The organism is Actinomadura sp. HBU206391 (assembly GCF_014323665.1).
Classification (GTDB): Bacteria; Actinomycetota; Actinomycetes; order Streptosporangiales; family Streptosporangiaceae; genus Actinomadura_C.
Genome location: NZ_JABVEB010000086.1, coordinates 1 through 24,929, shown reverse-complemented (window position 1 = coordinate 24,929; position 24,929 = coordinate 1). Strand labels below are relative to the sequence as shown.

18 protein-coding genes are annotated in these 24,929 nt (G+C 70.4%); 3 read left to right on the top strand and 15 right to left on the bottom strand.

The genetic code is table 11. The features are described 5' to 3' along the window. Together HKK72_RS22720 and HKK72_RS22715 are read right to left on the bottom strand one after the other, a co-directional pair. Positions 1-1,432: AAA family ATPase (locus tag HKK72_RS22720; RefSeq protein ID WP_187236432.1), on the bottom strand; the 1,432-nt coding region annotated here is incomplete at its 3' end. Positions 1,433-1,866: 434 nt separating this feature from the next. Next, on the bottom strand, positions 1,867-2,430 hold the full coding sequence (locus HKK72_RS22715; RefSeq protein WP_187236431.1) for an NADPH-dependent FMN reductase: 564 nt from the start codon (positions 2,428-2,430) through the stop codon (positions 1,867-1,869). A 123-nt stretch (positions 2,431-2,553) separates the two neighbouring features. Between HKK72_RS22715 and HKK72_RS22710 the strand changes: the two genes are divergently transcribed. Continuing rightward, positions 2,554-3,036, top strand: a complete 483-nt coding sequence (locus HKK72_RS22710) for a MarR family winged helix-turn-helix transcriptional regulator (protein ID WP_187236430.1) — start codon at positions 2,554-2,556, stop codon at positions 3,034-3,036. A 3-nt stretch (positions 3,037-3,039) separates the two neighbouring features. Here HKK72_RS22710 and HKK72_RS22705 read toward each other — a convergent pair whose 3' ends face one another. Further along, positions 3,040-3,828, bottom strand: coding sequence for a sensor histidine kinase (locus HKK72_RS22705; protein ID WP_187236429.1), 789 nt, complete (start codon positions 3,826-3,828; stop codon positions 3,040-3,042). 407 nt (positions 3,829-4,235) lie between these two features. Between HKK72_RS22705 and HKK72_RS22700 the strand changes: the two genes are divergently transcribed. Then, the gene (locus HKK72_RS22700; RefSeq protein WP_187236428.1) at positions 4,236-5,171 is read left to right on the top strand and encodes an alpha/beta hydrolase; all 936 of its coding nucleotides are present in this window, start codon (positions 4,236-4,238) and stop codon (positions 5,169-5,171) included. 33 nt (positions 5,172-5,204) lie between these two features. On the opposite strand, the gene HKK72_RS22695 is transcribed toward HKK72_RS22700, so the two are convergent. From HKK72_RS22695 to HKK72_RS41240, 11 genes are all read right to left on the bottom strand, one after another. After that, positions 5,205-6,887 carry a glycoside hydrolase family 44 protein gene (locus tag HKK72_RS22695; protein ID WP_222721017.1) on the bottom strand — a complete coding sequence of 561 codons (1,683 nt, stop codon included), beginning with the start codon at positions 6,885-6,887 and terminating at the stop codon, positions 5,205-5,207. Between the two features lie 279 nt (positions 6,888-7,166). Continuing rightward, positions 7,167-8,186 carry a Ppx/GppA phosphatase family protein gene (locus HKK72_RS22690; RefSeq protein ID WP_187236427.1) on the bottom strand — a complete coding sequence of 340 codons (1,020 nt, stop codon included), beginning with the start codon at positions 8,184-8,186 and terminating at the stop codon, positions 7,167-7,169. A gap of 50 nt (positions 8,187-8,236) precedes the next feature. Next, complete coding sequence (locus HKK72_RS22685; RefSeq protein ID WP_187236426.1) at positions 8,237-10,891, bottom strand: NACHT domain-containing protein; 2,655 nt, start codon at positions 10,889-10,891, stop codon at positions 8,237-8,239. After that, positions 10,888-11,541 carry a hypothetical protein gene (locus tag HKK72_RS22680; RefSeq protein WP_187236425.1) on the bottom strand — a complete coding sequence of 218 codons (654 nt, stop codon included), beginning with the start codon at positions 11,539-11,541 and terminating at the stop codon, positions 10,888-10,890. Before HKK72_RS22680 ends, HKK72_RS22685 begins: the two co-directional genes overlap by 4 nt. 51 nt (positions 11,542-11,592) lie before the next feature. Then, positions 11,593-15,303 carry a WD40 repeat domain-containing protein gene (locus HKK72_RS22675; protein WP_187236424.1) on the bottom strand — a complete coding sequence of 1,237 codons (3,711 nt, stop codon included), beginning with the start codon at positions 15,301-15,303 and terminating at the stop codon, positions 11,593-11,595. A gap of 560 nt (positions 15,304-15,863) precedes the next feature. Next, entirely contained in the window at positions 15,864-16,067 is a 204-nt protein-coding gene (locus HKK72_RS22670) for a hypothetical protein (protein ID WP_187236423.1), read from the bottom strand. A gap of 115 nt (positions 16,068-16,182) precedes the next feature. Next, positions 16,183-17,244 (bottom strand): acetate/propionate family kinase, encoded by a 1,062-nt coding sequence (locus tag HKK72_RS22665; RefSeq protein WP_187236433.1) that lies wholly within the window; start codon positions 17,242-17,244, stop codon positions 16,183-16,185. A gap of 154 nt (positions 17,245-17,398) precedes the next feature. Beyond that, positions 17,399-19,417: a xanthine dehydrogenase family protein molybdopterin-binding subunit gene (locus tag HKK72_RS22660; RefSeq protein ID WP_187236422.1), complete on the bottom strand. Its 2,019-nt coding sequence runs from the start codon at positions 19,415-19,417 to the stop codon at positions 17,399-17,401. Then, a complete protein-coding gene (locus HKK72_RS22655) occupies positions 19,414-20,385 on the bottom strand; it encodes an FAD binding domain-containing protein (protein ID WP_187236421.1) in 972 nt (323 codons plus the stop codon). The genes HKK72_RS22660 and HKK72_RS22655 overlap by 4 nt, the downstream gene beginning before the upstream one ends. After that, positions 20,382-20,873: a 2Fe-2S iron-sulfur cluster-binding protein gene (locus HKK72_RS22650; protein WP_187236420.1), complete on the bottom strand. Its 492-nt coding sequence runs from the start codon at positions 20,871-20,873 to the stop codon at positions 20,382-20,384. Before HKK72_RS22650 ends, HKK72_RS22655 begins: the two co-directional genes overlap by 4 nt. Positions 20,874-21,021: 148 nt before the next feature. Next, positions 21,022-21,156, bottom strand: coding sequence for a hypothetical protein (locus tag HKK72_RS41240; RefSeq protein WP_261987085.1), 135 nt, complete (start codon positions 21,154-21,156; stop codon positions 21,022-21,024). Between the two features lie 350 nt (positions 21,157-21,506). Here HKK72_RS41240 and HKK72_RS22645 point away from each other — a divergent pair, with 350 nt between their 5' ends. Then, a complete protein-coding gene (locus HKK72_RS22645) occupies positions 21,507-24,125 on the top strand; it encodes a M14 family zinc carboxypeptidase (protein WP_187236419.1) in 2,619 nt (872 codons plus the stop codon). Between the two features lie 98 nt (positions 24,126-24,223). Here the strand turns inward: HKK72_RS22645 and HKK72_RS22640 are convergent. After that, a partial coding sequence (locus tag HKK72_RS22640; protein ID WP_187236418.1) for a hypothetical protein occupies positions 24,224-24,929 on the bottom strand: 706 nt, incomplete at its 5' end.

Here is a 24,929-nt window from a genome sequence, read left to right as displayed (position 1 = left end):
GCCGACCGGCCAGCATGAGGACGTACGCGAGCTCGTATCCCAGGTGGGCGGCCTGACCGGGCAGCGCGGCGTGGTCGAGCGCGTTACGAGCGAGCTCGACCGCCTCGGAGAGCCGCCCGGCGGTCGTCAGGGCATAGACGGCGGTCACCGTACGGTCGAATCGGCCCGGATCTGAGGGTGCGGTGAGTTCGACCGCCCGGACGGCGAGTTCGGCGGCGGTCTGCGGCGAGGACGACAGCACCTCGTTCACCGCCCGGTCGAGGCCGGCGAGCGCCTGTACGTCCCCCTGCTGGGCGTAGTTCATCAGGTGCGCGGCCGCGGGAATGACCGAGCCGCCGCGCTTCATCAGTATCTCCCCGGCCTGCCGGTGCAGGGCCTGGCGTACCGGCGCGGTGATGGTCTCGGTCAAGCCCCGCCACAGCAGATCGTGCCGGAACATCAGCGACTCGCCGCTGGGCACCAGGACACCGAGCGTCTCCGCCTCCTCCAGCGCCGGCAGCAGGCGGCTGGGGGGTTCGCCGAGCATCTCCGCCAGGTCGTTCACGCGGAAGGAGCGCCCGAGGACGGCCGCCACCTGCAGGAGATGACGAGCGCGCGAGGACAGTCTGTCCAGTCCGGTCCGTACGACCTCGTGCACCCGCTGTGGCAGGCGCCGCGAGATCAGCCGCGCGTGACCGTCGGCGATCTCGACCGCCCCTTCGTCCTGGAGCCCTCCGAGCAACTCGACGAGCACGAACGGATTGCCGGCCGCTCCGGCCGCCAGGGCGAGCAGTTCGGGCTCCGGCGTCGCATCGAGGACGTCCGCCACGATCTCGGCCACCGCCTCGTCGGCCAGCGCCTCCAACACGATCCGCCTGGCGCCGTCGCGCTCCAGTACGTCGTACAACCGGCCCACGTCGTCGCCACCGCTGCCGGTCGTACGGGACAGGATCCACACCAGCGGATAGGACGCCAGCTCGGGTATCAGCAACCGCAGCGCCAGCAGGGTCGTCGGATCGGCCCAATGCAGATCGTCCAGCGTGATCAGGAAAGGGCCGCGCGCGGCCCGCTCCTCGATCCGGCCCTGCAACTCCTCCACCAGCCACAATCGCAGGTCGACGGCCTCCGAACGCAACTTCTCCCGCGTCGCCCGCTGGCCGGCCTCTCCGAGCGCGGACCTGAGCGGCATCAGCGGGGCCAGCCGGCTCGGCTCATCGGCCGTGCCCTGAGCGAGCATGAATCCCCGGCCGGCCGCGGCCTCGACCGCATCGCTCAGCAGCCGGCTCTTCCCCATGCCCGACTGACCCTCGACCAGCAGCACTCCGCCCCGGCTGTCGTCGGCGGCCCGCAGCAGATCGGCGACGATCGCCCATTCCCGGCCGCGGCCACGGCGACCTCGCAGCGACGACCGTCCGAGGGCGGCTTCACCCGCGGTATCTGAGGTAGACGGCAATGCTCCCACCGTGCGGTCATAAGACACCAGACCCTTAACTTACCTGGCCATATTCCGTAAAAGGGCTGGTAGGCGGGGTGCGATACGGCTAGGTACGTCGGCGCCGAAGGGCACCGGTCCGCTCGTGGAGATCGCCTTCGGCCCGAGGCCGCACCCGCGTTCTCCCGACCGACCGGGGCCCCAGCCCTTCCCCCTGCTGGGCTGAGGCCCGGTCGGTACGCCGTCACCACGAGTTCGGAGCGGTGTCTCCGCGGCGACCGCCCGGCCTAGCGGACGCACTGAGCCGCCCCCCAAGACTTGGCCCAGTTCGGTCGGTCACCGCCACCGCGGACTCGAGCGGCGACATCTCGATACTTCCCTGGCGCCGGGAGGTCCGTATCGCCCATCCGGGTAGGTTCGCTCTCCCGGCCGGCGCGAGGGCGGGGCCGCTCGCGTCAGGCCGCGCGCAGCGGCGACAGCGCCTCGCTCCACGCCACGACCTGGTCGAGCATGCCGTTGACGCTCTGGAGCTGGTGGTCGCCGGGCTTGAAGACGCTGAAGTTCTCGAAGTCGGTGAACAGCGACAGGGCCACCTGCCCGCGGACATCGGCCATCTGCAGCTCGGCGGCGATCAGGCGCAGGTGCTCCACGGCGCGGGTGCCACCGGCGGAGCCGTAGCTGACGAATCCGCAGGCCTTGTTGTTCCACTCGCCGTAGAGGAAGTCGATGGCGTTCTTCAGCGCGCCCGAGGTGGAGTGGTTGTACTCCGGCGTGACGAACACGAAGCCGTCGAAGGAGGCGATCTTGGCCGCCCACGCCTGGGTGTGCGGCTGGGCGTACTGGCCCAAGCTCGGCGGAAGCGCCTCGTCCAGGTGCGGAAGTTTGTAGTCGAGGAGGTCGACGAGCTCGAACTCCGCGTCACCGCGCTGTACGGCGAGCTGGTGAATCCAACGGGCCACGGCCTCGCCGTTGCGCCCGGGGCGGGTGCTGCCGAGGATGATCCCGATCTTGGTGGTCACTGATGCGTCTCCTTGTTCCCGTGATCACGCGCCGCTGTCCGGATCGCGCGATCACGCACAGATACTTGCTTCGTGAAGCAAATACCTTGACTGGTTGCTTTGTCAAACAAGTACGCTTGGCCCATGTCTGCGACGGCATCCCCCCGGCAACCGCTGAACGCCGACGAGGAGGCGTTCATCAGAGCCCTCGGGCGCGTCATGCTCGTGCTTCCCCGCGTGATGGACGCCGACCTGGTCGGCGAGCAGCAAATGACGCTCAACGAGTACGCGACGATGATGCATCTCTCCGAGGCGCCCCACCGCCGCCTGCGCATGAGTGAACTCGCCGCCGTGTGCGACGTGTCACTGAGCGGCATGACCCGCATCGTCACCCGGCTCGAGGCCGACGGGCTGGTCGAACGCGTCCGCTGCGCCGAGGACGCGCGCGGCTCCAACGCGGTCCTGACCGACGCGGGCCTCGCTCGCCTCGAGCAGGCCTACCCCACCCACCTGGCGAGTGTCCGGCGTCACGTGATGGACCACCTCGGCGAGATCGACCTCGTCCGGCTCACCCAGGCGCTACAACGCTTCGCGGTCACCGAACAGGACCCGTGCGGAGGCGGGTGAAGATCACGCGACGGCCGAGCTGGAGGGTTCCGCCAAGGGCAGCCGCAGGACGAAACGTGCACCGCCATGGGCCGACTCGCCGACGCGCAGCGTGCCGAAGTGCGCCCGGACGATGTCGTAGGCGATCGCCAGGCCGAGGCCCGTGCCCTGGTGGTCGCGGCTGCGCGCCGCCTCCAGACGCGTGAAGCGCTGGAAGATCCGTTCCCGGTCGGCCTCGGCGACCCCGTCTCCGTCGTCCACGACGGCCAGCTGGGCGCAGTCGCCGTCGCGGCTCACCTGGATCTGCACCGTCCGGTCGGCATGCCGCTGGGCGTTGTTCAGCAGATTGGTGAGCACCCGGCTGATCTGCGCCGCGACGGCGTTGATGGTCACTCCCGGCTCGAGCCGGAGCCGGACCGCGATACGGTCCGTCCGCCGGGCCACCTCGTCCCGGACCAGTGCGGCCAGGTCCACCCGCTGCAGCTGATCGGGCGGCCCCGCTTCGAGCCTGGCCAGGAACAGCAGATCGGTGATGATCGCCTCCATCCGGTCGACATTGCCCAGTGCTCGGCGGACCAGTTCGTCGAGGTCGGTCAGACCGGGATGCAGCCGGGCCTCCTCCAGCTCCGTTCGCAGCCCGGTGAGGGGGGTACGGAGCTCATGCGAGGCGTCGGAGGCGAACTGCCGCTTCTGCTGGAGCTCCCGTTCCAGCTCCCGCACCGTGTCGGTGGCGGTCTGGATCGTCCGTGCGAGCGCGTCCTCGCAGGGCAGGTGGGGAACCTCGCAGTCGTACAGGCCGATCAGGGGATTCATGGCGGAACATCCTTCTTACTATCGAGCTCCCTCCCCGCTGGCTCCGCAGGAACTGGGAGTAACACCTGCATACTCATCGAAGAGCCGAGAGCCCACACCGGCCAACCGGGTAGTACTACTCCCGCGATCGCGGGTGGGGCGGCCTTGAACAGCCGCCTCGCTGCCGCCGGAGGCCCCGCAGGACGACCCACCCGGTTCGGAATGGTCGGCATGGGCGGCAGCGCCGCCTTGCCGACAGGGCCACCGGCGTGTCCATCGCGGTGACCAAGAACCGGTTCAACCCGACCGCCCGGCCGACCGAACCCGTCATGGTGTCGCTCTCGCCGACCTCGGCGCCGTGACGGTGGTGCCATCCGGTGCGGTCGGGTCCGGATACTGTGGCCCTCCGTCCTCGCTGAAGGAGTTCGATGACCACTCCCGAGCCGGCACCGGTATTCCCCGTGCCTGGGGCAGGAACCGCCGTGCCGCCTCGCCCGAGCCGGGTGGGTGATCACCTGCTGTACGCGGACGCGACCGTTTCCCGCCTGCCGGGCTTTCGCCCACTGACGCTCGACCTCCTGCGCCCGGCCGATGCCGCGGCACAGGTGCCGACCGTGATCTGGATCCACGGCGGGGCCTGGCTGGAGGGATCGAACAAGCACTTCTCACCCGCCATCGCGCCGGGCCGGATCGACGACCGTCTGCTGGATGCGGGATTCGCCGTCGCCCTCATCACGTACCGGTTCAGCGGCGAGGCCCCGTTCCCCGCCCAGCTGGTGGATGTCAAAGCCGCGATCCGTTGGTTGCGGCACAACGCCGGCGAACTGGGGTTGGATCCCATGAGATTCGCGGTCTGGGGCGAGTCCGCCGGCGGGCATCTCGCCTCGCTCGCCTGCCTGACCCCGGGCACTCGCTCACCTGGGAGCCGAGATGACGAACCTGACGGCTCGGACGCCGTCCAGGCGGGCGTCGTCTGGTACGGGCCGAGCAACCTGCTGACCATGCAGGCCCAGTCCCACCCCGCCGCGACCATCGACCATGACCACCCGCAGTCGCCCGAAAGCCTGCTGCTGGGCGGGCCGGTCCCCGCCCGCCCGGACGAGGCGCGACGCGCGAGCCCGGTCAATTTCGTCACCCCGGCCGCTCCGCCGATGCTGCTGGTCCATGGCGTCGAGGACGTCCTCGTCCCGGCCGCGCAGAGCGAAGAGCTCTACGACGCTCTCAACGCCGTGGGGGCCGACGTGGCTCTTCGCCTGGTGCCCAACGCAGATCATTGCTTCGTCGGCGCCGACCTCGGCCCACTCGTCGAAGACGCGGTGGAGTTCCTGCGGTGGTCTTTCAGCTCACCGGCCCGGCGGGGGTGATGGGAGGGCCGGCCGGGCCCGGGCGTGGCGGATCTATCGCGGAATCTCGAACACCGTGATCGAGTTGGCGGGGAACGTCGCGGTGAACCCGTTCGCCGTCACCACCTGGTCGGCTGCGCGGACGATACGGGTGAGGTCGGCCTGGGAGTAGCGGTACACGCGGGCGTTCCTGCGGCCGGGACGACCGGCGGCGGAGACCGCGCTGGTGAGGTCGGACGCCGTCTTGTTGACGACCAGCAGGGTGAGTGCCCCGTCGCTGTCGCGCACGGCCGCGTAGGCTGCGAGATCCCCCTGGTCGGTGCTGGTCGCACGCACGGCGGTCTCGCCGAAGCCCGAGCCCTGGCCGTCGTAGTCGAGGAACATGCGGAACGCGTAGGCGGCGGGCTGCTTCGTGCTCGGCGGCGCCCACAGCGTGGCCAGGTCGAGCCCCTCCCGCCCGAAGATGCCGAGCACGTCGGCCTGAGCGAGCGCCCCGTTGATGTGGTCGTGCGCACCCCAGTTGTACTCGGTGATCGCGAGCTTGGTCCCCGGGTAGTTCTGGTCGACCAGTCGGCGCAGACGCGGGATGAACTCGACCGAGGTGTTGATCCAGCTCTCGTCCACGTACGTCGGGTCCCACAGCTGGCGGGTGGAGCGGAGCCGCAGGGCCTGGGTCTCCTCGCTTCCGGCCGAGCCGAAGGCCACTCCCGGCTGCTGCGGGTAGAGGTGGTTGTCGAAGTAGTCGAGGAGGCGCTTGCCGGTGCGCCGCTGGTACGCGCGCATCTGCGCCAGGTACCAGTCCGCGAAGAACACGCCGCCGTGCGCGGCGCGGTCGGGCGGGTTCGCCCAGCAACCTCCGCCCACCTCGCCGCAGGTCTTCTGGTCGAGCCCGGAGAAGATCAGCGAGTTGTACCCCCAGCCGACCGGGCCGAGGGTCTCGGCCCCCGGGTCGGCCGCCTTGACCGCCGCCGCGATCTCCTGCGTACGGTCGCGCACCTCCTCGTAGCTCGCGCCCAGCGGATGGACGTCGCGGTGCGTGGCGAACCAGAGGTCGGGCTCGTTGTCGAGGTTGTAGAAGCGGACCCCGCCCTTCCTCGCGGTCCCGTACTCGCCGACGAGGTGGTCCAGCCAGTCCCTGACGTAGCCGGGCCCGATCTCGACGCTGGTGTCGTGCGGGTCGTTGCCCGTCACGTTCGTGCCGTCCGGCCTGACCCCGTTGCCGCAGTCCGGGCGCCACTGCGCGTCGCTGCCCTGCTGTGGCCCGTACGCGGTGATCGAGAAGCCGCACGACCAGTCACGGGCCTTCGGCGCCCACCCGATGAGCGGCACGGTCAGCACCGTCTTCGTGCCGGTACGGCGGTCCTGGTCGACGAACCGGTCGGTCTCGGAGCCGCCCGGTAGCTGCGCCGGGTCAGCGCTGCCCGGGACGTTCTCGAAGTACCAGTCGGAGCCCCGGTTGGTCGTGTCGTGGCGGAAGTGGTAGCGCGTGGTGGCATTGCCGCCCCAGCGGCGGACCGGCAGGCGCAGCTCGGCGGCCAGCTCCTCGTCGGCGAAGTTCATGCCGTAGATGTAGGGGCTGATCGCGTGCCGGCCGGCCCGCACATCGACGGCGAGGTCCGGGCCGGTCACCTGAACGGCGACAGGAACCGGCGCCGCACCGGCGGACGTGGTGCCCGCCGTCAGTGCGACGGGCAGCACCGCGGACATGAGTACCCTGGCGAGGCTTCCGTTCGGCATGCCGCCGTCCCTTCGCGAGTGCCGCAACGACAGGTGCGGCCGAGCCGGTCCGCCATCGCAATGATCGGGTCCGGCGCCGGCGATCCACCGCATTGTGCGGGGGCCCGGTGGCACCGGCAACGGCGGTGGACGGCCGGACCGGGCACGGCGGCGGGACCTGGCCGGACGCCCGGCTCGGTGTGAAAGGCGGTGCAAGCCGAGCCGACCGCACACCGAAGGACGTCGTCCGGGCGCCACCCGGCATGCGTCGACGGCCGGGCACGCGGCGATCGGCCTGCGTCACCGCGCCGGACCGGACCCGATCGGCTGTAGCAGGTGGTCGATGTCGTCGGGATGCTGCCGGCTGATGGCGGTCAACTGCTGGAGGCGGCGCAATGCGATCCCTTCGCGCAGTGCCCAGGGGCAGATCTCCAGGCGGTCGAGGTGCAGCGCGGTCATGAGCCGCTCGGCGACGATGGCGCCGGCGAGTATCTGGTGGGCGCGTGTCGTGGAGATGCCAGGCAGCCGTGCCCGCTCGGTGGTCTCCAGTTTCGCCAGGCGGGTGATCTGCCTGCGGAGGGGCTTGATATCCAGCACGCGGCGACCGTCGCGGGTCCTGCCCCGGGTGAGCCGGGCGAGCTGGGTGAACGTCTTGGAGGTGGCCACCGCGCGGGATCCGGGCGGCTCGCCCGCGTGTGGGTGGCACTGGTCAGCGCAGTGGCCGGCCAGCCGTTCGGGCAGGCCGGGGCCGAGCTGGTCGGCGACGTGATGGCGCAGCCGCTCGATGTGCCGACGGTGCGGTGGGTCGCCGGGGAGGTGGTCGCGGGTGAGCCGCCCGGCGCCCAGTGGCATGGACAACGCCAGATCGGGTTCGCTGCCGGTGCCGGCGGCGATCTCCAGGGAGCCGCCGCCGATGTCGGCCAGCAGGAGAGGCCCGGTGGACCAGCCGTACCAGGCACGGGCGGCCAGGAAGGTGAGGCGGGCCTCGTCACGGCCGGGAAGGAATCCCAGGGCGACGCCGGTCCGGTCGGCGACGGCGGCGACGACGTCGTGCCGGTTGGCGGCGTCGCGTACCGCCGAGGTGGCGAAGGCGATCAGCTCTGTCGCGCCCTGCGCGCCGGCGACGCCTGCCGCCGCCCGCACCGCCGACACCACGCGGTCGATCGCCCTGCGCTCGATGTGCCCGTCGGAGGTGAGCGACTCGGCCAGCCGGGTGGGACGCTTGACCGAGCCGAGCGTACGGATCGGCCGGCCCGCCGCGAGGTCGACGATCATTAAATGGGCCGAGTTGGAACCGACGTCCAGGATCGCGGTGCGCATGAGAGGCCGTGTACCCGCACAGGGGAAGGCCACGCGGTGTCAATGGCGCTCTAGTACTCCAGTGGCAAGTCGTGATCTTCTTTCGCCGGCGTTTCGGCGCTTGATGGGGGTGTGAGGAATTCCTGGAGTTCGCGATGCCGGAATTGGTAGGTGGCGCCGCTGATCCGCAGCAGTCGTGCCTCGCAGGCCCAGTCGAGGAAGGTCCACAGTCGCAGCGGAAACAGACCGCGTGCGGCTGCGACGATCAGGCCGATCATGGTGCGGGACCAGGCGATCGCGCCGAAGGCGAGGCCGAATGTCACGCCGCCGATGAGCGCGCACGCCAGCGACTCGATGATGCCCTGGTTCATGACGAACACGAGAAAGGCGGCGACGCCACCGGTGAGACCGAATGCCACTCCGATCATCAGGTTGCGATGGAGGGCCTCTCGCGGGTGGGCCAGTTCCGCGTCCTTGCTCCAGCCCCCCGTAGCAATCTTGAAGACGACCCCGAGCGCGAAGGCCAGGGCGAAGGCCCCCGTGACTCCTACGGCCAGTGGCACCGGACCTACGTCGGCGAGCCGCAGCGGTGGCAGTCCGGTGAGCGCGCCGCACAGCGCGAAGCCCAGCAGGGTGACGGGTTCGGCACGGACCGCCTCAGACACGGTCATGCGCTCGGCTTCCCGCCACCCGGTCGCGGTCAGTCCGATGACCGCTCCGAACACCGAGCCTCCGGCCGTCCCCGCGGCGATGGCGAAGACGGGACCGAAGACTCTGCCTTCGGTCAGCACGAACCCGGCCAGACCGCCCAGCACACCGACCGGGCCGCCGACCAGGGCGCCGAGCAGACCGCTGATCACACGCCGCCTGTGGGGAACATGGGCCCGCCCGCCGGCGGCGGTCGGCCACGCCGACAGCGACAGGCCTGTGGCGATTCCCACCCAGCCCGCCATGAGCGCCATGGTCAGCCCCTCTTCCAGGGCGAGCCCGTCTCGCAGGTCGCCAGGACGATCGACTGCCGACCCGGCCCAGAACGCGAGCATGGCGATGACCGCGACGATCACGCAGCACAGGCAGTGCAGCGCCCGGACCCGGCGCCGGCCACCGATCGGCCACAGCAGGTGCGGGACGATGTCGATCGCAGTCAGGCCGGCCGGTGGCCGATCCGTCTCGGCGGTGCGGGCGGCCTGCCGGCGCAGGTGGGCGGCCAAGTGCACGAGCCATGACCGCACCTGTTCGGGACGGTACGGAACGCCATGGGCGGTGCGGGGCGTGAGTTCGGTCGCCGCCGGGACGTACGCGTCGAGCAGTCTCCGGGCGATCAGCGCCGCCGCCGCACGCGGGTCGGTGGCCGGGTCGGCGCGGAGCAACTCGGCCGGGTCGGTACCGGACTCCACGGCGGTCGCGGTCAGAGACAACCGCCACGGGGTGGCTAGAGCGGCGTGCACCGCCTTTCCCGACGCGCCGGACAGCGCCGCGTGGATGCCGTCGCGGTGCATGCCGCACGGATGGCCATCCGGCCAGCGGGCGTGCAGGTACGTGCTGATCTGTTCGATGGTCAGGCCGTGGAGGTGGATCCGGGCGGCGTTGTCGAGCCCGACCTGGACCTCGGACAACTCGGCGTGGCGGTCGGCTCGACAGGTCACGACGACCGCCCCCGGCCGCCGTCCGGAGAGGTCGCTGTACCGATTGAGCTCGGTCAGCAGTCCGATCGCCCGGCGGGGCGGTCCGGTGGAGGGTTCGGGGTCCAACTCGTCCAGCCCGTCCACCACCGGCAGCACCCGGCGGTCTCGCACCAGCCACACCGCGTCCTTGGTCGAAAGCCCGAAGTCCTGCACCAACTGCTCGGCCAGCCATGGCTCGAACGGCCTCCCCAGGGTCCACCGGGCCGCGTTCAGGCGTACCGGCACCATCGGGCGGCCGTCGGGGCGGCCGTCGGCGGCCAGGAAGGACTCCACGAGCTGGAGTACCAGTTCGATGGCGAGCATCGTCTTGCCCGCCCCTGATTCGCCCACGACCAGCAGACGTCCCGGGCGCAGGCCGCCGAAGAAGCGGCCGATCGAGTGCAGGTCGTCCTTCACTTCGCCAGTGGCGTCGTGGCGGATCGGTTCGGCGTGCGGTCCGAAGGAGACCGGTGCGATGCTGTAACCACCGAGCAGCCCTCTGCGCGCTCTGTCCTCTTCCCGGACCACCCGCCGCGCCAACAGTTCGAGGGCGTGGTGCGGCCCGGGACGACCGGTGGCATCCGCCAGGGACGTCGCGTCCCCCGCCGCGACCGCCGCAGGCGTCTTCGCGGCGTCCCCCACCGGAGGCTCCACCAGGCCGTCCGGTGTGGTCTTCAGAAACGTTCGCTCCTGCGTTTCCGGCGGGGGGGATGGAAGGGGTGCCGGCCCGGCCAAGGTGGTCCTGGCCGCCCGCCAGCGTTCGAGCTCACCGGGAATCAGCTCGACCGGATGGTCGCAGTAACGAAGGCAGGCGGTGACGAAGGCCTTCACGAAGTCCCATCGGGGCAGCTTGTCGGTCTGCCGCAGAACGTGCGAGGTCGTGCTCTTCGGCAACGCGTCGATCGTGGTCCCGTCAGAGGTCACCGTCTGGCCGCCGAGAGACCGGAGCCTGCTGAGCGACGGCTCGCCCGCCCACCGCCTCAGCCGGACCAGCGCCCGAACGAAGTCCGTCGTGGTGCCGGCCTCAGCGGGACCGGGCGGACAGGAGTGGTCCGCGGTCATCGGTGCTCCGTACTCACCAGCGACCACGCGAACGTCGGCCTGTCGCGCCGGGGCCACCGGCCGTCCCGGCAGGTGCCCTCCAGCGTCTGGACGTGGCGTGACTCCATCAGGAAGTTGCGCGCCTCGTCGGCCTCGACCAGCTCGCGGCCGACCGCGATGGGAACGAATCCGTGCCGGGGAATGTAGACCCATCGGCCGCGGTCCCAGTCATAGGGGTCGAACCAGTGGTGGCGGACCGTGCCGGACAGCTGTACCTCCGGTCCGGTGCGGGTCAGCACGAACGAGCCCTGTGAGCGCAGCAGGCTCATCCTGCTGACATAGAACAGTTCAGTGCCGATGAACGCGTTGATCCGTGCGTCCCAGCGATCGTTCACCCAGGTCGAGTCGCCGTCGGGCAACAACCTCGCCTCTCGCGCGAGCTGTCGTTCGAACCGGCGCTGATTCCTGCGCTCGGCCTTCTTGATCGCCTTGAACGAGCGCAGCCAGCGGAGCGACATTCTCCTGGAGGCACCGGCGCCGTCCATGAAGTGCTCAAGGAAATCGGCTGCGATCGGATGGACCTCCCTGCCTCCGTCGACGATCGAGCGGAACAACGTGACCAGTTCCGGGACGGGCTTGGCCGTCCGCCGCAGGAAGCCTCGAAGGAACATTCTTGGTTCGTCCGTCCGTCAGCGGGGTTCTTCTCAGCGGTCAATGCGTGACTATGGGCATACTTGCTGGAATTTCTCTCCCGGTACATAGCGCTCCCATTCGGCACGGGTGAAGGAGCGGCCCACGTTGGCGCATGTCGCGGCGGCGGGATCGGCGGGTACGGCGACATTCCACAGCCGCGCGGTCTCGTCGTTGCCCACGGTGGCGACGGTGCTTCCGTCCGGGCTGTAGGCGACCCCCGTCACCGAACCGGTATGGCCGGTCAGCGGGAGCCCGATCTGGCGGCGGGTCGGCAGATCCCACAGCCGTACGGTGTCGTCCGCGGAGCCGGTGACCAGGGCCGTGCCGTCGGGACTGAAGGCGATCGCGGTGACGAAGTCGGTATGACCGGTCAGGGCGGCTCCGCTCTGACGGCGGCCTGCCACGTCCCACAGTCGCACGGTGCCGTCGGCCGCCGTGGTGGCGAGGGTCCTGCCATCGGGACTGAACGCCAGATCATCGGTAAAGCTCCCGTCGACGGCGGCGGGCAACGGGCGCCCGATCTCGCGGCGGGCGGCCACGTCGAAGAACCGTACGGCACGGTCATGGCCCGCGACGGCCAGGGTGGTGCCGTCGGGGCTGAACGCCATCTCCCGGACAGAGTCGGAATGGTCGGGGAAGGTGATGCGAGGCCCGACCTCGCGGCGGCCCGCCACGCTCCAGAATCCGATCGAATCGCCTTGTCGCCGGACGGCGAGGAGCCTGCCGTCCGGGCTGAACTCCACTTTCCAGTTGTTGTCGGTGTCCGAATAGATGGGAGGGCCGATCTGACGCTGGGTCGTGGTCTCCCACAGTCGTATGTCACCGCCGACGCTCGCCGTGGTGAGCGTCCTGCCATCGGAACTGAACTTGATCTCGTACACGGTGCTGCCGCTGGATGCCGGGGCGTCCGCGGGTTGCAGGCGACGACCCACTTGACGTTGGGTGGCCGTATCCCAGAGCCGGACCGCACGATCGGCCTCCGTGGTCCCGGGGGCGCCGGCCCCAGGACCGGGGGCGGCCAGGGTCCTTCCGTCCGGGCTGAAAAAAACGCCGGACAGTGCGGACATCGCGGCACCGACCTGCCGGTGCGCCACCGGGTCCCACAGCCACACCGCGCCGTCCTCGCCGATGGCCGCGAGGATTCTCCCGTCAGGGCTGAACGCCACTCTCCGGACCGGTAGCCGCTGATCGTTGAGCGCGGGGCCCACCGGTCGGCGGCTTCTGCTGTCCCACAGCCGGGTGTAGCCGCCGGCTCCGGCGGTGGCGAGCCTCTTCCCGTCCGGGCTGAACGCCACGCCAAGGAAACCGCGGTCGCCGTCGGGTTCCCGCAGAGCGCCGCCGATCTGCTCGTGGGTGGCGAGGTTCCACAGCCGGGCGGTGCCGTCCTTGCTCGTGGTCGCGAGGGTCGTTCCATCCGGACTGACGGAGATGTCCTCGATGTCGTTGATGTGTCCGGTGAACGCGTCCCCGATCTGACGATGTGCGGCGGTATCCCAGAGCCGCGCGAGGTCGTCGGCTCCGGCGGTGACCAGGCGTTTCCCGTCCGGGCTGAAGGCCACCGCACGGACGGCCTTGTCGCCGGTCTTCGTATCGGGGGTACCGAGGGTGCCGCCGACCTTGCGGCGGCCGGCCACGTCCCACAGCCGTGTGGTGCCCTCGTAGGTCGAGGTCGCGAGAGTCCTTCCGTCCGGGCTGAACGCCATCGCCTGCACGGAACCCATGGGCTCATCGGAACTCTTGGTGTCGAGCGGGGCGCCGAGCAGCCTGCGCGTGGACACATCCCAGAATCGGACGCTCGTGAAGCACGCCATGGCCAGGACCTTTCCACCGGGACTGAAGGCCACGTCGAAGCCGGCAGAACACCCCCGATCCGGATGGACGATCGGGGCACCGAGCCGTCGGCGTGACGCCGTGTCCCACAGCTGCACCACACCATCGCTGCTCCCGGTGGCGATGATCGAACCATCCGGGCTGAACACCAGCTCGGTTTCGGTGACGGGTCTGCCGTATCCGGGGAGAACCGCCCGACCGGAACGCGCCGCCACGTCGAGCATGCGGTGGCGGGCCTCGGGAGTGGGGGCGATCCGCCAACCCGTCACGGCCAGCAGCGCGGAGGTCGCCGGGTCGTCGGCGACCTCGCTCTCCGCCGCCAGTTGGCGCGAGACCGCCAGGCCGCGCTGGTGGTCGGCGTCGTTCGCCGCGTCGACGGCGGCGCCGGCGGCGAGCAGGGCGAGTACCGACAGCACCGCGAGACCGGCCATGACGAGTCCGCGGCGGCGGCTCGCCCGCCGGGCGGCCCGCGTCGACGCCGCGACGAAGCCCGCCACGGTGGAACCGGGCGGCGGGAAGCTGTCGGGGTCGCGATCCCAGCGAGGCCGGGCGTCCTGGACGGACAGCAGCCGGGCGCCCCGGTAGAGGAAGGCGGGGTCGCGGTGGTTCTCGGCCCACTGCGCGGCGTCCTCGACAAGCCGGTCGTACACCGCCTGTGCGGTCAGGTCGGGTTCGAGCCACTGCCGGAGAGTGGGCCAGGTGGCGAGCAGCGCGTCATGGGCGATCTCGACGCCGTCCTCGTGCAGCGTGAGCAGCCGCTGGTCGGCGAACGCGGACAGCAACGCCTCTACCCGGCGCCGCTGCTCCGTCGAGTGCGCGGACGCGGCGGCGTGGAGCTCGGTCAGCGTCGCCCCGCGCCGCGCCACCCGCCCGCCCACGGTGATCACCGTCATCCGCCGGAAGAGCCTGAGCGCGGTCTTGCGATCCTCCGGCGGCAGCCGCTCGAGTACTTCGTCGGCCGTACGCCGCACGGAGTCGCGGACCCGGCCGGACTCCTCGTACCCACGGACGGTGAGCCGGCCGTTCTCGCGCCTTTCCCAGGTGTTGAGCAGCGCCTGCGAGAGCAACGGCAGGGCCCCGGCCTCGTAACGGTCCTCGGCGGCCTGGCCGGCGCGCAGTTCGCTCAGGATGAGTTCCACCAGGCCGGGCTCGATCTCCAGGCCCACCGCGGCCGCGGGGCCGGTGATGGCCAGCCGCAGATCCGATTCCGTCATCGGCCCGACGATGACCTGACCGTCCTGGATGGCCTCGGCGAACTGCGGATAGGCCGCACACCGGTCCCAGTAGTCCGCGCGCACCCCGATGATCACCCCGGCGTGCGGCGGCCCCTCGGCCATGGCGTGCAGCGCCCGCACGAACGCCTGACGCTCCCGCTCCTCGGTCACCAGGGTGAACAGTTCCTCGAACTGATCGACCACCAGGACGAGCCGGCCGGCCGGTGAACCCGACCCGGACAAGGCCTGCCACGGATCGCCTCGCAGTCGCTCGTGCACCGTCTCGACCTGGCCGCCGAACGCGCGCACCCAGCCCTCGGCCAATGCGCGCAACGGCTTCGTGGTCGGCGTGATGAGCAGGCGCGGCCAATGCTGCGATCCGGCGATCGGCGGCGTTCCCTTCGCGAGCGCCGGCATCAATCCCGCTCGCAACAGCGACGACTTGCCCACCCCCGAGGCACCCGAGACCAGCAGGATGGTTCCGCGTTCGCCCAGGCGCGGCCCGAGGCGGTCAAGGAGGTTGCGGGTCGCCTGCGTACGTCCGAAGAACACATCGGTTCGGTCGGTCTCGAACGGCGCCAGGCCTTGATATGGGCAATCGTCGTCCCTGGCGCCGGACGACGGCCGGCCGCCGTTATCGCTCGGCGGCGCCTGCGCGGCCGCTCGGTGGTGATCGCCGTCGTTCACCTCGCCCATGGGCCTCATTCTCACCAGTCGCGGCCAGGCCGATCAATCGCGTCCGGGCCGTGCGGACACCGCGGTCGCGGCCGAACCGCGAGGCGGCGGACGACGATCCGGAGGTCATCGTCGGTCTCGCGATCACGCGGCCTGCTTTTGGATCGTCCGATTTCGTCCACTTCCGTCCGACCGCTGGTTCGAACGGGCTGAACTCGCTTTCGATGGACGTGCGGAACTCACCGGCGAGGCCGGGGACGAGGCCGGAAAGGACGGGGGCCGACAGTTCATGATCACCAGACACGCTGGATGGCCGAGCAGGATCGAGTCCGGCTTGCTGCCGGCGATCGGAGGCCGTGAACGATGCCTTTCGACGCTGTGACCGCCGCGCTGGCGGGCCCGCTGATCGTCGCGGGCGTGGCGAAACTGCTCGCGTCGCCGCGCGGGCTCGACCGGCCGATCCGGACTGGACCTCTGTGCCCGCCATGGGGACCTCGGCTGACCGGTGCGGCCGAGATGGCCGTGGCCCTGACGATCGTGACCGTCCCTGGCAGGCCCGCGGCGCTCGTCGCGCTGCTCGCCTACCTCGCGCTGACCGCCGTTGCCCTCGGGCTGAGCGGCAGGCGGTGCGCCTGCTTCGGCCTGGCAGGCCTGGCGTCGGTGGGCCGCGCCCAGATCGGCCTGGACGCGGTGGCCGCGCTGGTCGCGGCGGTGGCCCTGGCCGAGGGGCCCGGGTCCGGACCGTTCGCCCGGGCGGTGACCGGCGGCGGTGCGCTCGCCGTCACGCTCGCCGCCGCGCTCCTTCTCGACCGGCGGATGCGCCGGGACGAGAGCACGGCCGCCTGCGCCCGCCGCGACCGGTCGCCGGGACGAGGCGCCGGACCGACCCGCATCACCGCATCACTGGGCGGCCGGCCCGCGCAGGACCTTGCGGGTTCCGGCCGCGATCTCGAGGTCTTCGCGGGCGGTGACGACAAGGGTTCGCACGCGAGCGCCGGGTGTACTGACGTCGGCGTCGGAGCGGGCTCGCCCGTTGCGGGCCGGATCGATCGCCACGCCGAGGTGGGTGAGCCGCTCGCCTGCGCGTCGCCGTATCCGCGGGGCGTGCTCGCCGACGCCGCCGGTGAAGACGAGGACGTCGAGACCGCCGAGCGAGGTGGTCATCGCGGCGATCTGTGCGCTCAGCCGGTGCACGTAGACGTCGACGGCGAGGCGCGCCTCTGGTGCGGCGCTGGTGAGGATCTCACGCATGTCGGCGGTGCCGGCGAGGCCGAGCAGCCCGGAGCGGTGTTCCAGCGCGTCGGCGAGGGCGTCCGCCGTCATGTCCCGGTTCTGTAGCAGCCACAGCAGCAGCCCGGGGTCGACGCTGCCCGACCGGGTCGCCATGACCAGTCCCTCCAGCGGGGTGAAGCCCATGGTGGTGTCGACCGAGCGGCCCGACTCGACCGCGCACAGCGATGCCCCGGCGCCGAGGTGGCAGACGACGATGCGGAGTGTGCCGGGGTCGGTGTCGAGCAGTTCGCCGGTGCGCCTGGTGGCGTAGGCGTGTGAGAGGCCGTGGAAGCCGTACCGGCGGAGCCCGTAGTCGTCGCGCCAGGAGGCGGGGACGGCGTAGGTGGCCGCCGCCGCGGGCAGCCGGGCGTGGAAGGCGGTGTCGAAGCAGGCCACCTCCGGTACCCCGGGCAGCACCCGCCGTACGGCATCGATGCCGTTGATCGACTTGGGCTGGTGCAGCGGTGCCAGAGAGGCCAGCGAGCGCAGCCGCCGCTCGACGTCGTCGTCGATGAGAACGGGTTCGGTGAACTCCGTGCCGCCGTGCACGACCCGGTGCCCGATCGCGTCGGGACCGGGCAGGTCGCCCAGTTCGTCGAGACCGGCCGGCCTGGCCACGAGCGCGTCGTCTTCGAGCAGGCTCAGCTTGAGGCTGCTGGATCCGGCGTTGACGGTCAGGACGCGGGTCAATGCGGCCACGTCCACTCGGCCACCTCGGGGGCGTCCTCGCCGTGTTCGCGGGTGTGGGCGCGGGCTCGCAGCCTGGTGTCGGTCATCTGCCGGCGCACCAGTAGGCGTCGAGGCGGCGGCCTTCGTCGTCGGTGACGGTCATCGCGTCGTCCGCTCAGGTCACCAGCTTGGCGGGGGTGATGGGCAGGTCGCGGATGCGCCGCCCGGTCGCGTGGTAGACGGCGTTGGCGACGGCGGCGGCCGTGCCGACGATGCCGATCTCGCCGATGCCCTTGGCGCCCATCGGGTTGAGGTGCGGGTCCTCCTCGTCGATCCACATCGCCTCGATGTCCTGGACGTCGGCGTAGGCGGCGACGTGGTACTGCGCGAAGTCGTGGTTGAGGAAGTCACCGAACTCCTCGTCGACGACGGTCTCCTCCATCAGGGCCATGCCCAGGCCCATGGTCATGCCGCCGATGAACTGCGACCGGGCGAGGGTCTCGTCGATGATGCGCCCGGCGGCGAAGACGCCGAGCAGCCGCGGTACCCGGACCTCGCCGGTGTCGACGTCGACGCGGACCTCGGCGAACTGGGCGCCGAACGCGTGCCGTGCGAAGCCGGAGTCGGCCGCGACGTCCTCGGTGGTGTCGGCGCTGCCCTTCGTGCCGTCCTTCAGCATCGCCTCGCACGCCTTCACGACCGCCGAACCCCACGAGGCGGTGCCCATGGAGCCTCCGGCCACCGAGGCCTGCGGCAGGGCGGTGTCGCCGATCTCGACCCGCACGCGATCGGCGGAGGTACCCAGGGTCTGCGCGGCGATCCGGGTCAGAGCGGTACGGGCTCCGGTGCCGATGTCGGCGGCGGCGATGCGGACGATGAAATCGCCGTTCTCGGCCTTCGCCGTCGCCTGTGAGGGCATGCGCCTGGCCGGGAACGTCGAGGCGGCGACGCCCGTGCCGACCAGCCACCGCCCGTCGAGGCGGATCCCGGGCTCGGGGTCGCGGCGCTCCCAGCCGAAGCGACGGGCGCCCTCGCGCAGGCAGGCGATCAGGTTGCGGGAGCTGAACGGCAGGCCGGTCTCGGGCTCGGTCAGAGGCTCGTTCATGACGCGGAGCTCGATCGGGTCGATGCCGGCGGCGACCGCGAGCTCGTCCATGGCCGATTCGAGCGCGTACATACCCGGGCATTCGCCTGGCGCGCGCATCCATGACGGCGTCGGCAGGTTGAGCCGGATCAGCCGGTGGGTGGTGCGAAGCGCCGGTGTGGCGTACATGGTGCGCGCCGGCGTGGCGGTCTGCTCGGCGAACTCGGAGATCATCGAGGTCTGCTCGACGACGTCATGGGCGATCGCGGTGAGGCGGCCGTCGGCGTCGGCGCCGAGCCTGAGCCGCTGGACCGTCGGCGTCCGGTACCCGGTGACCTCGAACATCTGCTGGCGGGTGATGGCGATCTTGACGGGGCGGCCGGTGGCGCGCGCCGCGAGCGCGGCCACGACCGCATGCGGCCGGGCGCCCGCCTTGGACCCGAATCCACCGCCGACGTGCCGGGAGATCACGTGCACCCGCTCCGGCGGAAGCCCGAGGACCTTCGCGATCGTGGCGCGCTCGCTGGACACGCCCTGGGAGGAGTCGTAGAGCGTCAGGCCGCCGTCCGCCCAGACGGCGAGGGCGGCATGCGGCTCCATCGGGTTGTTGTGCTGTGTCGGGGTCGTGTAGGTCGCGTCCACGATCACCGCCGCGTCGGCGAGACCACCGGTCACGTCGCCCTGCTCGGTGTCGGTCGGCAGCGCCGGGTTGACCGTGTCGGGCGCGTACAGGCCGGGGTGGTCCGGCCGGAGCAGTACGTCGTGCGGCTCGGCGTCGTACTCGACGCGCACGGCCCGCTCGGCGGCACGAGCGATCTCGAAGGTGTCGGCGACGACCACGGCCACGATCTGGCCGCGGTAGGCGATGTCGCGGGTCTGCAGGAGGGCCAGCTCGGCGTCCTCCACCGAGCCGAGTTCGGGCGGGTCGTCGCTGGACAACACGGCGATGACGCCGGGCATGGCCAGCGCGTCGCCCGCGTCGATGGAACGGATCTGGCCGCGCGCGATCGTCGACTGGACGAGGTAGGCGTACGCGACGTTCTTGAGCGGGTACTCGTAGGCGTACCGCGCGCGCCCGGTGACCTTGTCGCGCGCCTCGACGCGGCTCACGGCCCCAGCTCCTGCAGGGTGCGAACGATCAGGTTGCGGGCCAGCGGCACCTTGTAGCCGTTTCTGGGCAGAGGACGCGCCTGGTCGAGTTCGGCCTCCGCGGCCCGGATGAACGCCTCCTCGCCGGCCGGGGCGCCGCGCAACACCCGCTCGGCGTCGCTCGCGCGCCAGGGCGCATGCGCCACGCCGCCGAGGGCGAGCCGGCAGCCGCGTACGACCCCGTCGTCGCCGACATCGAGCACGGCGGCGACGGACACGAGCGCGAAGGCGAACGACGCGCGCTCGCGCACCTTCCGGTAGCGGGATCGGCCCGGGGGCGGGGGCGGCAGCTCCACGGCCGTGATCAGCTCGCCGGGTTCGAGCACGGTGTCGCGGTGGGGTTCGGCGCCCGGCAGCCGGTGCAGGCCCGGCATCGAGACGACCCGGTCACCGTCCGGCCCGGTGACGTGCACTCTGGCGTCCAGGGCGGCCAGCGCCACCGCCATGTCGGACGGATGGGTGGCCACGCAGGCCTCGGAATGGCCGAGGATGGCGAGATTGCGGTGGTCGCCCTCGATCGCCGGGCAGCCCGAACCCGGACGGCGTTTGTTACAGGCCTTGGACACGTCCTGAAAGTACGGGCAGCGCGTACGCTGCAGCAGGTTGCCGGCGACCGTCGCCATGTTGCGCACCTGCCCGGACGCCCCGGTCAGCACCGCCCGCGCCAGCATCGGGTATCGCTCGCGTACCCCGGGGTGGGCGGCCAGATCGCTGTTGCGCACCGCCGCGCCGATCCGCAGGCCGCCGTCGCTCGCCTCGATGTCACCGCAGGAAAGGCGGCTGACGTCCACGAGAAAGTCCGGCTCGGCCACGCCGAGCCGCATCAGGTCGACGAGGTTGGTGCCGCCGCCCAGGTACATCGCGCCGGGCCGGAACCGGGCCACCGCGTCCGGCGCGTCGTGTGCCCGTTCGTAGGCGAAGGGCCTCATCGCGCCACTTCCTCGATCGCCGTGACGAGGTTGACATAGGCCCCGCACCGGCACAGGTTGCCGCTCATCCGCTCGCGGATCTCCTCCGGCGTCAGCGCCGGGTCCTCCGTGAGGTCGGCGGTGACGGCGCTCGGACCGGATTCGGTGAGCATCCCGGCGGCCGAGCAGAGCTGCCCGGGCGTGCAGTAGCCGCACTGGAAGGCGTCATGCTCGATGAACGCGGCCTGCAGCGGATGCAGCTCCTCATCGCCGGCCAGCCCCTCGACGGTCGTGACGTCGGAGCCGGCGCAGGCGACCGCCAGAGCCAGGCAGGCATTGGCCCGGCGGCCGTCGATGAGTACGGTGCACGCACCGCACTGACCGTGGTCGCAGCCCTTCTTCGAGCCGGTCAGGCCAAGGCGCTCGCGCAGCAGGTCCAGCAGCGAAAGCCGGGTATCGACGCTCAGCGAGCGCTCTGTGCCGTTCACCCGAACGGTGATCTCCGCCATGACGCTGGCCTACCCGGACGACCTCCGTTGAACCGAAGGCGGCGCCGTGTGACCCTCACGCTCTGAGCAGGCTCAGCCGGAGCGGGGTCGGCGCGAACAGTTCCGGGGCCTGTGGCTCACCACCTTTCTGGATGGCGTCGACGATCTCTTAGAACTCCCGTTGCACCAGTTTGAGCTTCCGTTCGACGGTGGCCGTCGTGGTCGCCAGAAGCGCCGGGTCGGCGACCGTATGCGTCGCCGGAAAGGTACGGAGTTTGGACCACGGGTTCTTCTCCTGGCTCACCAGGAGGGGATGCGGATTCTTTCCTCGGGTGGCATGCGGAGAGGAGTCAAGGCGGACGGTCAACCCCGGTCACTCAGGGCGGCCACTGCCGGTCAGCAGTCTATTGACATTCACGCCTGTCATACAGATGATCATCTCGCACCGCAGGGGATCATCTGAGCTTCCGGCGGTGACAGTTCTGTCGAACGTCGATTCCCAGCCGTCGTCCATCCGGACGGTGTCGTGCTCGGCCGAGCCGCTCGCGCGCCGTCACCTCATCGGGGTCTCCGTCTTCTTCGTCCGGAAGGAGGATGCCCCTGGATCCATGCGCTCTACCGGTCTTCGATGATCTGACAGGAGCAACTTTGCGCATGACCTCTAGGCGTCCAGTCTTTCTCTCCCTCCTCATCGCCGTGGTCGTCGCCGTCGGGCTGTTCAGCCCTGCGGTCTCGGCGTCGGCACCCAACGTCGACAAGTCCCTTTCGTCCTCGGCCAAGTCCATCCCCACCCCGAAGAACTACTTCGGCTTCGCGATGGGGACCTCCGGGCAACTGGCCACGAACGACAAGATGATGAGCTACCTCAAGCTCACGTCGCAGAAGTCCAACCGGGTCAAGTACTACGTGGCCGGCAAGACCACGATGGGCAACGACTACCCGTACCTGACCATCAGTTCACCGAACAACCTGCGCGACATCGACAGGCTCGCGGCGATCAACCGGCGGCTGTCGGACCCCCGCGGGCTCTCCGACGACGAGGCGCGCAGCCTCGCCAAGCAGGGCAAGCCGTTCCTGCTGATCCAGTCGGCGATCCACTCGACCGAGGTCGGCAACACGCAGGCATTGATGGACGTGGTGCACCGCCTGGCCACCGAGCAGTCCGACACCGTCAACGGAATGCTCGACAAGGCCGTCCTCATCGTGGTCCCCTCGCAGAACCCCGACGGCACGAAGCTGGTCAACGACTACTTCAACGAGACGGCGGGGACCTCGTACCGGCGCACCTACCCGGACCTCTACCACAAGTACACCGGCCACGACGACAACCGTGACTGGTTCATGTTCACCCAGGTGGAGCCGCGCTACTACATCGGCCTGCTCGCCAAGTACCGGCCGTCGGCGGTGCACATCCTCCACCAGATGGGGGCCAACAACGACCGGATCTTCGTCCCGCCGTACAAGGACCCGTTCGACCCGAGCATCGACCCGCGGGTCGTGCAGACGACCAGCGAACTGGGCCTCGGCATGGGCGGCGCGCTCACCCGCGACGGCAAGAAGGGCGTGACCTGGAGCTCCACCTACGACTGGTGGCTGCCGTCGGTCTTCTATGAGCCGTACCACGGCATTCCCAACGTCCTCACCGAGATCGCGAGCGCAAAGGATCTCGCCTACCCCAACACCTCCGCGGACGGAAAGCCGCTCGGGCCGCAGGACCAGCGGACGAACCGCGTGGAGCCCTACGACAGCGCCACCTGGACGCTGGAGCAGATCGTCGCGTACGCCAAGACCGCGACGTTCGCCAACATCGAGAACGTCGGCAAGAAGGGCGAGGACCTGCTGTACAACATGTACCAGGTCAGCCGCGACAACCTGAAGTGGAAGGGCGACCCGTACGCCTACGTGGTACCCGCCGACCAGCGGGACCCGTACGCCGCCTACGAACTGCTCAACACCCTGCAGACCGGGCAGATCGAGATCGAGCGTGCCACCAAACCGTTCACCGCGAACGGCAAGGAGTACGCGGCCGGCAGCCACGTGATCCGGATGACGCAGCCGTACAGCCGGTGGGCCGACGCTCTGCTCAAGATCTGGGAATATCCCGAGATCAGGGCATGTGAGGAGTGTCCCATCACCCGGCCGTACGACGTGACCGGGCACACCCTGTGGATGCTGTTCGGCGCCAGCGTCGACAAGGTCAGCAAGCCCTTCAACGCGTCACTGCAGCGGGTGGCCAAGGTGCAGCCCGCCGCCGTGCCGATGCCGCCGGCCCCGCGCGGCGCCTACCTGGTGCAGCCGAGCTCGTACGGTGTCGGCAAGTTCCTGGCGGGTCTGCAGAAGGCCGGGGTGCCGACCTTCCGTACCGCGAAGGAGTTCACCTCCGGTGGCACGAAGTTCGCGCCGGGCTCGCTCGTCGTGCCGCCGACCGAGCAGGCGCGGTCGGTGCTGACGGGCCTGTCACAGCAGACCGGGATCGCCGTCCACGGCGCCGACAAGGCGCCGAAGGTCGAGGGCTTCCAGCTCAAGTCCGGTACGAAGATCGGATTGTTCCGCGGCCTCAACAACATGCCGGGCGGATGGCTCTGGTGGCTGTTCGAGCAGTACGGCGTCAACTCGACGAACATGGGCGCCGGCGACTTCGCGGGCGACCTGAACGACAAGTACGACACCATCGTGCTGCCCCAGGGCATCACGCGGAACACCATCGTCAACGGCATCCCCAAGGCCGAGGTGCCCGAGCGGTTCCACTGGGCGGCCGGGGTCGGTGAGGAAGGACTGGAGAAACTGCGCGACTTCGTCGAGGACGGCGGCACGCTCGTCGCCCTCGGCAACGCCTCCGAGACGGCGCGGGGACTGTTCGACCTACCGGTGAAGGACACCCTGCCCAACCCGGATGACGACTTCTTCGTGCCAGGTTCGCTCGTGGAGCAGGAGTTCGACACGACCAACCCCGTGGCCTGGGGAATGCCGGAGAAATGGCCGGTCTGGTTCCACACCAATGACGCGGCCTTCGAGGTGCTCGACCCGGCGAAGGCGAAGGTCGCCGCGAAGTACCCGGCCTCGGGCGAGCTCGTCAAGAGCGGCTACGGCGCGGGCGCCGACAAGCTGCACGGGCTCACCGACGTGGCCTCGTTCGAGATCGGCAAGGGCGACGTCGTCATCGCCGGGACCCAGGTCACCTATCGGACCTGGTCGCGCGGCACCATCACCATGCTGTTCAACGCGATGTACCAGGGGCCGTCCACCAAGGTGGCCGCGCCCAAGCTGAACTGACGGTTAGGCGTCAGGACGAGAGCGCCTCCCGGCCGGGCCCGGCCCCACGGTGACGTGGGTCCGCGGCCCGGCGGGGAGCCGCCACCGCGCGCCCGGGCCTAGCGCGGCAGGGAGTACTGCACCTGGGAGATGATCGGCCACAGATCCTTGGCGAGCCTGGCCGCGGTGGCGATGGCGCCGGTGAACAACTCGGGAGAGGCGGCGAGCCCCGCGAGCCCGGATTTGGCGACGGCGCCGAGACCCACGATGATCCCCGCCTCTATCGCCACCCAGCCGAAGATGGCGAGCAGCGCCACTCCGCCGAGGCCGAGCAGGAACCGCTCGCCCTCCGGGGTGAACGTCCGCCGGTTCGCCTGCAGCGCCGCCGCGAGCTCGGGAATGAGCACGGGGGCGGCCGAGCGCTCCCGCTGCCGGTCCCACTCCCGCAGCGCCTTGAGCACGACGGCGCGTACGGCACTGGGAATGTTCAGTGAGCGGAGCGGGAGGCGGTGAATGTGGTAGACGACGAGCCCGTCATAGCCGGGGCGTCCGACCGCCGGTGGATGGTTCTCCAGCTTCACCCGGTTGGTCGGCCAGAAGCACAGCCAGTCCACGCTCTGCTCGCCCCGCTCAACATTGATCTTGAGTGGTAGCGGGAGCGTCATCAGGGCAGGGTGCAGCCGCCAGGTGCTCGCCATCGCGGCGACGTTGAACGGCAGCTGCTTCGTCGCGCCGCCCTGCATGGCCGCCAGTTCCAGCCGCATCCTCCGGGCGCACGGGTCCTCCAGGATGGACAGCTCGGTCTTGAGATCTTCGTAGGTGGCG

Bases quoted from the DNA above. Each gene is read 5' to 3' on its own strand.
- HKK72_RS22695 (WP_222721017.1), bottom strand. From the start codon at position 6,887: ATGCCGAACGGAAGCCTCGCCAGGGTACTCATGTCCGCGGTGCTGCCC.
- HKK72_RS22655 (WP_187236421.1), bottom strand. From the start codon at position 20,385: ATGAGGCCCTTCGCCTACGAACGGGCACACGACGCGCCGGACGCGGTG.
- HKK72_RS22690 (WP_187236427.1), bottom strand. From the start codon at position 8,186: ATGCGCACCGCGATCCTGGACGTCGGTTCCAACTCGGCCCATTTAATG.
- HKK72_RS22700 (WP_187236428.1), top strand. From the start codon at position 4,236: ATGACCACTCCCGAGCCGGCACCGGTATTCCCCGTGCCTGGGGCAGGA.
- HKK72_RS22680 (WP_187236425.1), bottom strand. From the start codon at position 11,541: ATGTTCCTTCGAGGCTTCCTGCGGCGGACGGCCAAGCCCGTCCCGGAA.
- HKK72_RS22650 (WP_187236420.1), bottom strand. From the start codon at position 20,873: ATGGCGGAGATCACCGTTCGGGTGAACGGCACAGAGCGCTCGCTGAGC.
- HKK72_RS22685 (WP_187236426.1), bottom strand. From the start codon at position 10,891: ATGACCGCGGACCACTCCTGTCCGCCCGGTCCCGCTGAGGCCGGCACC.
- HKK72_RS22705 (WP_187236429.1), bottom strand. From the start codon at position 3,828: ATGAATCCCCTGATCGGCCTGTACGACTGCGAGGTTCCCCACCTGCCC.
- HKK72_RS22675 (WP_187236424.1), bottom strand. From the start codon at position 15,303: ATGGGCGAGGTGAACGACGGCGATCACCACCGAGCGGCCGCGCAGGCG.
- HKK72_RS22645 (WP_187236419.1), top strand. From the start codon at position 21,507: ATGACCTCTAGGCGTCCAGTCTTTCTCTCCCTCCTCATCGCCGTGGTC.
- HKK72_RS22710 (WP_187236430.1), top strand. From the start codon at position 2,554: ATGTCTGCGACGGCATCCCCCCGGCAACCGCTGAACGCCGACGAGGAG.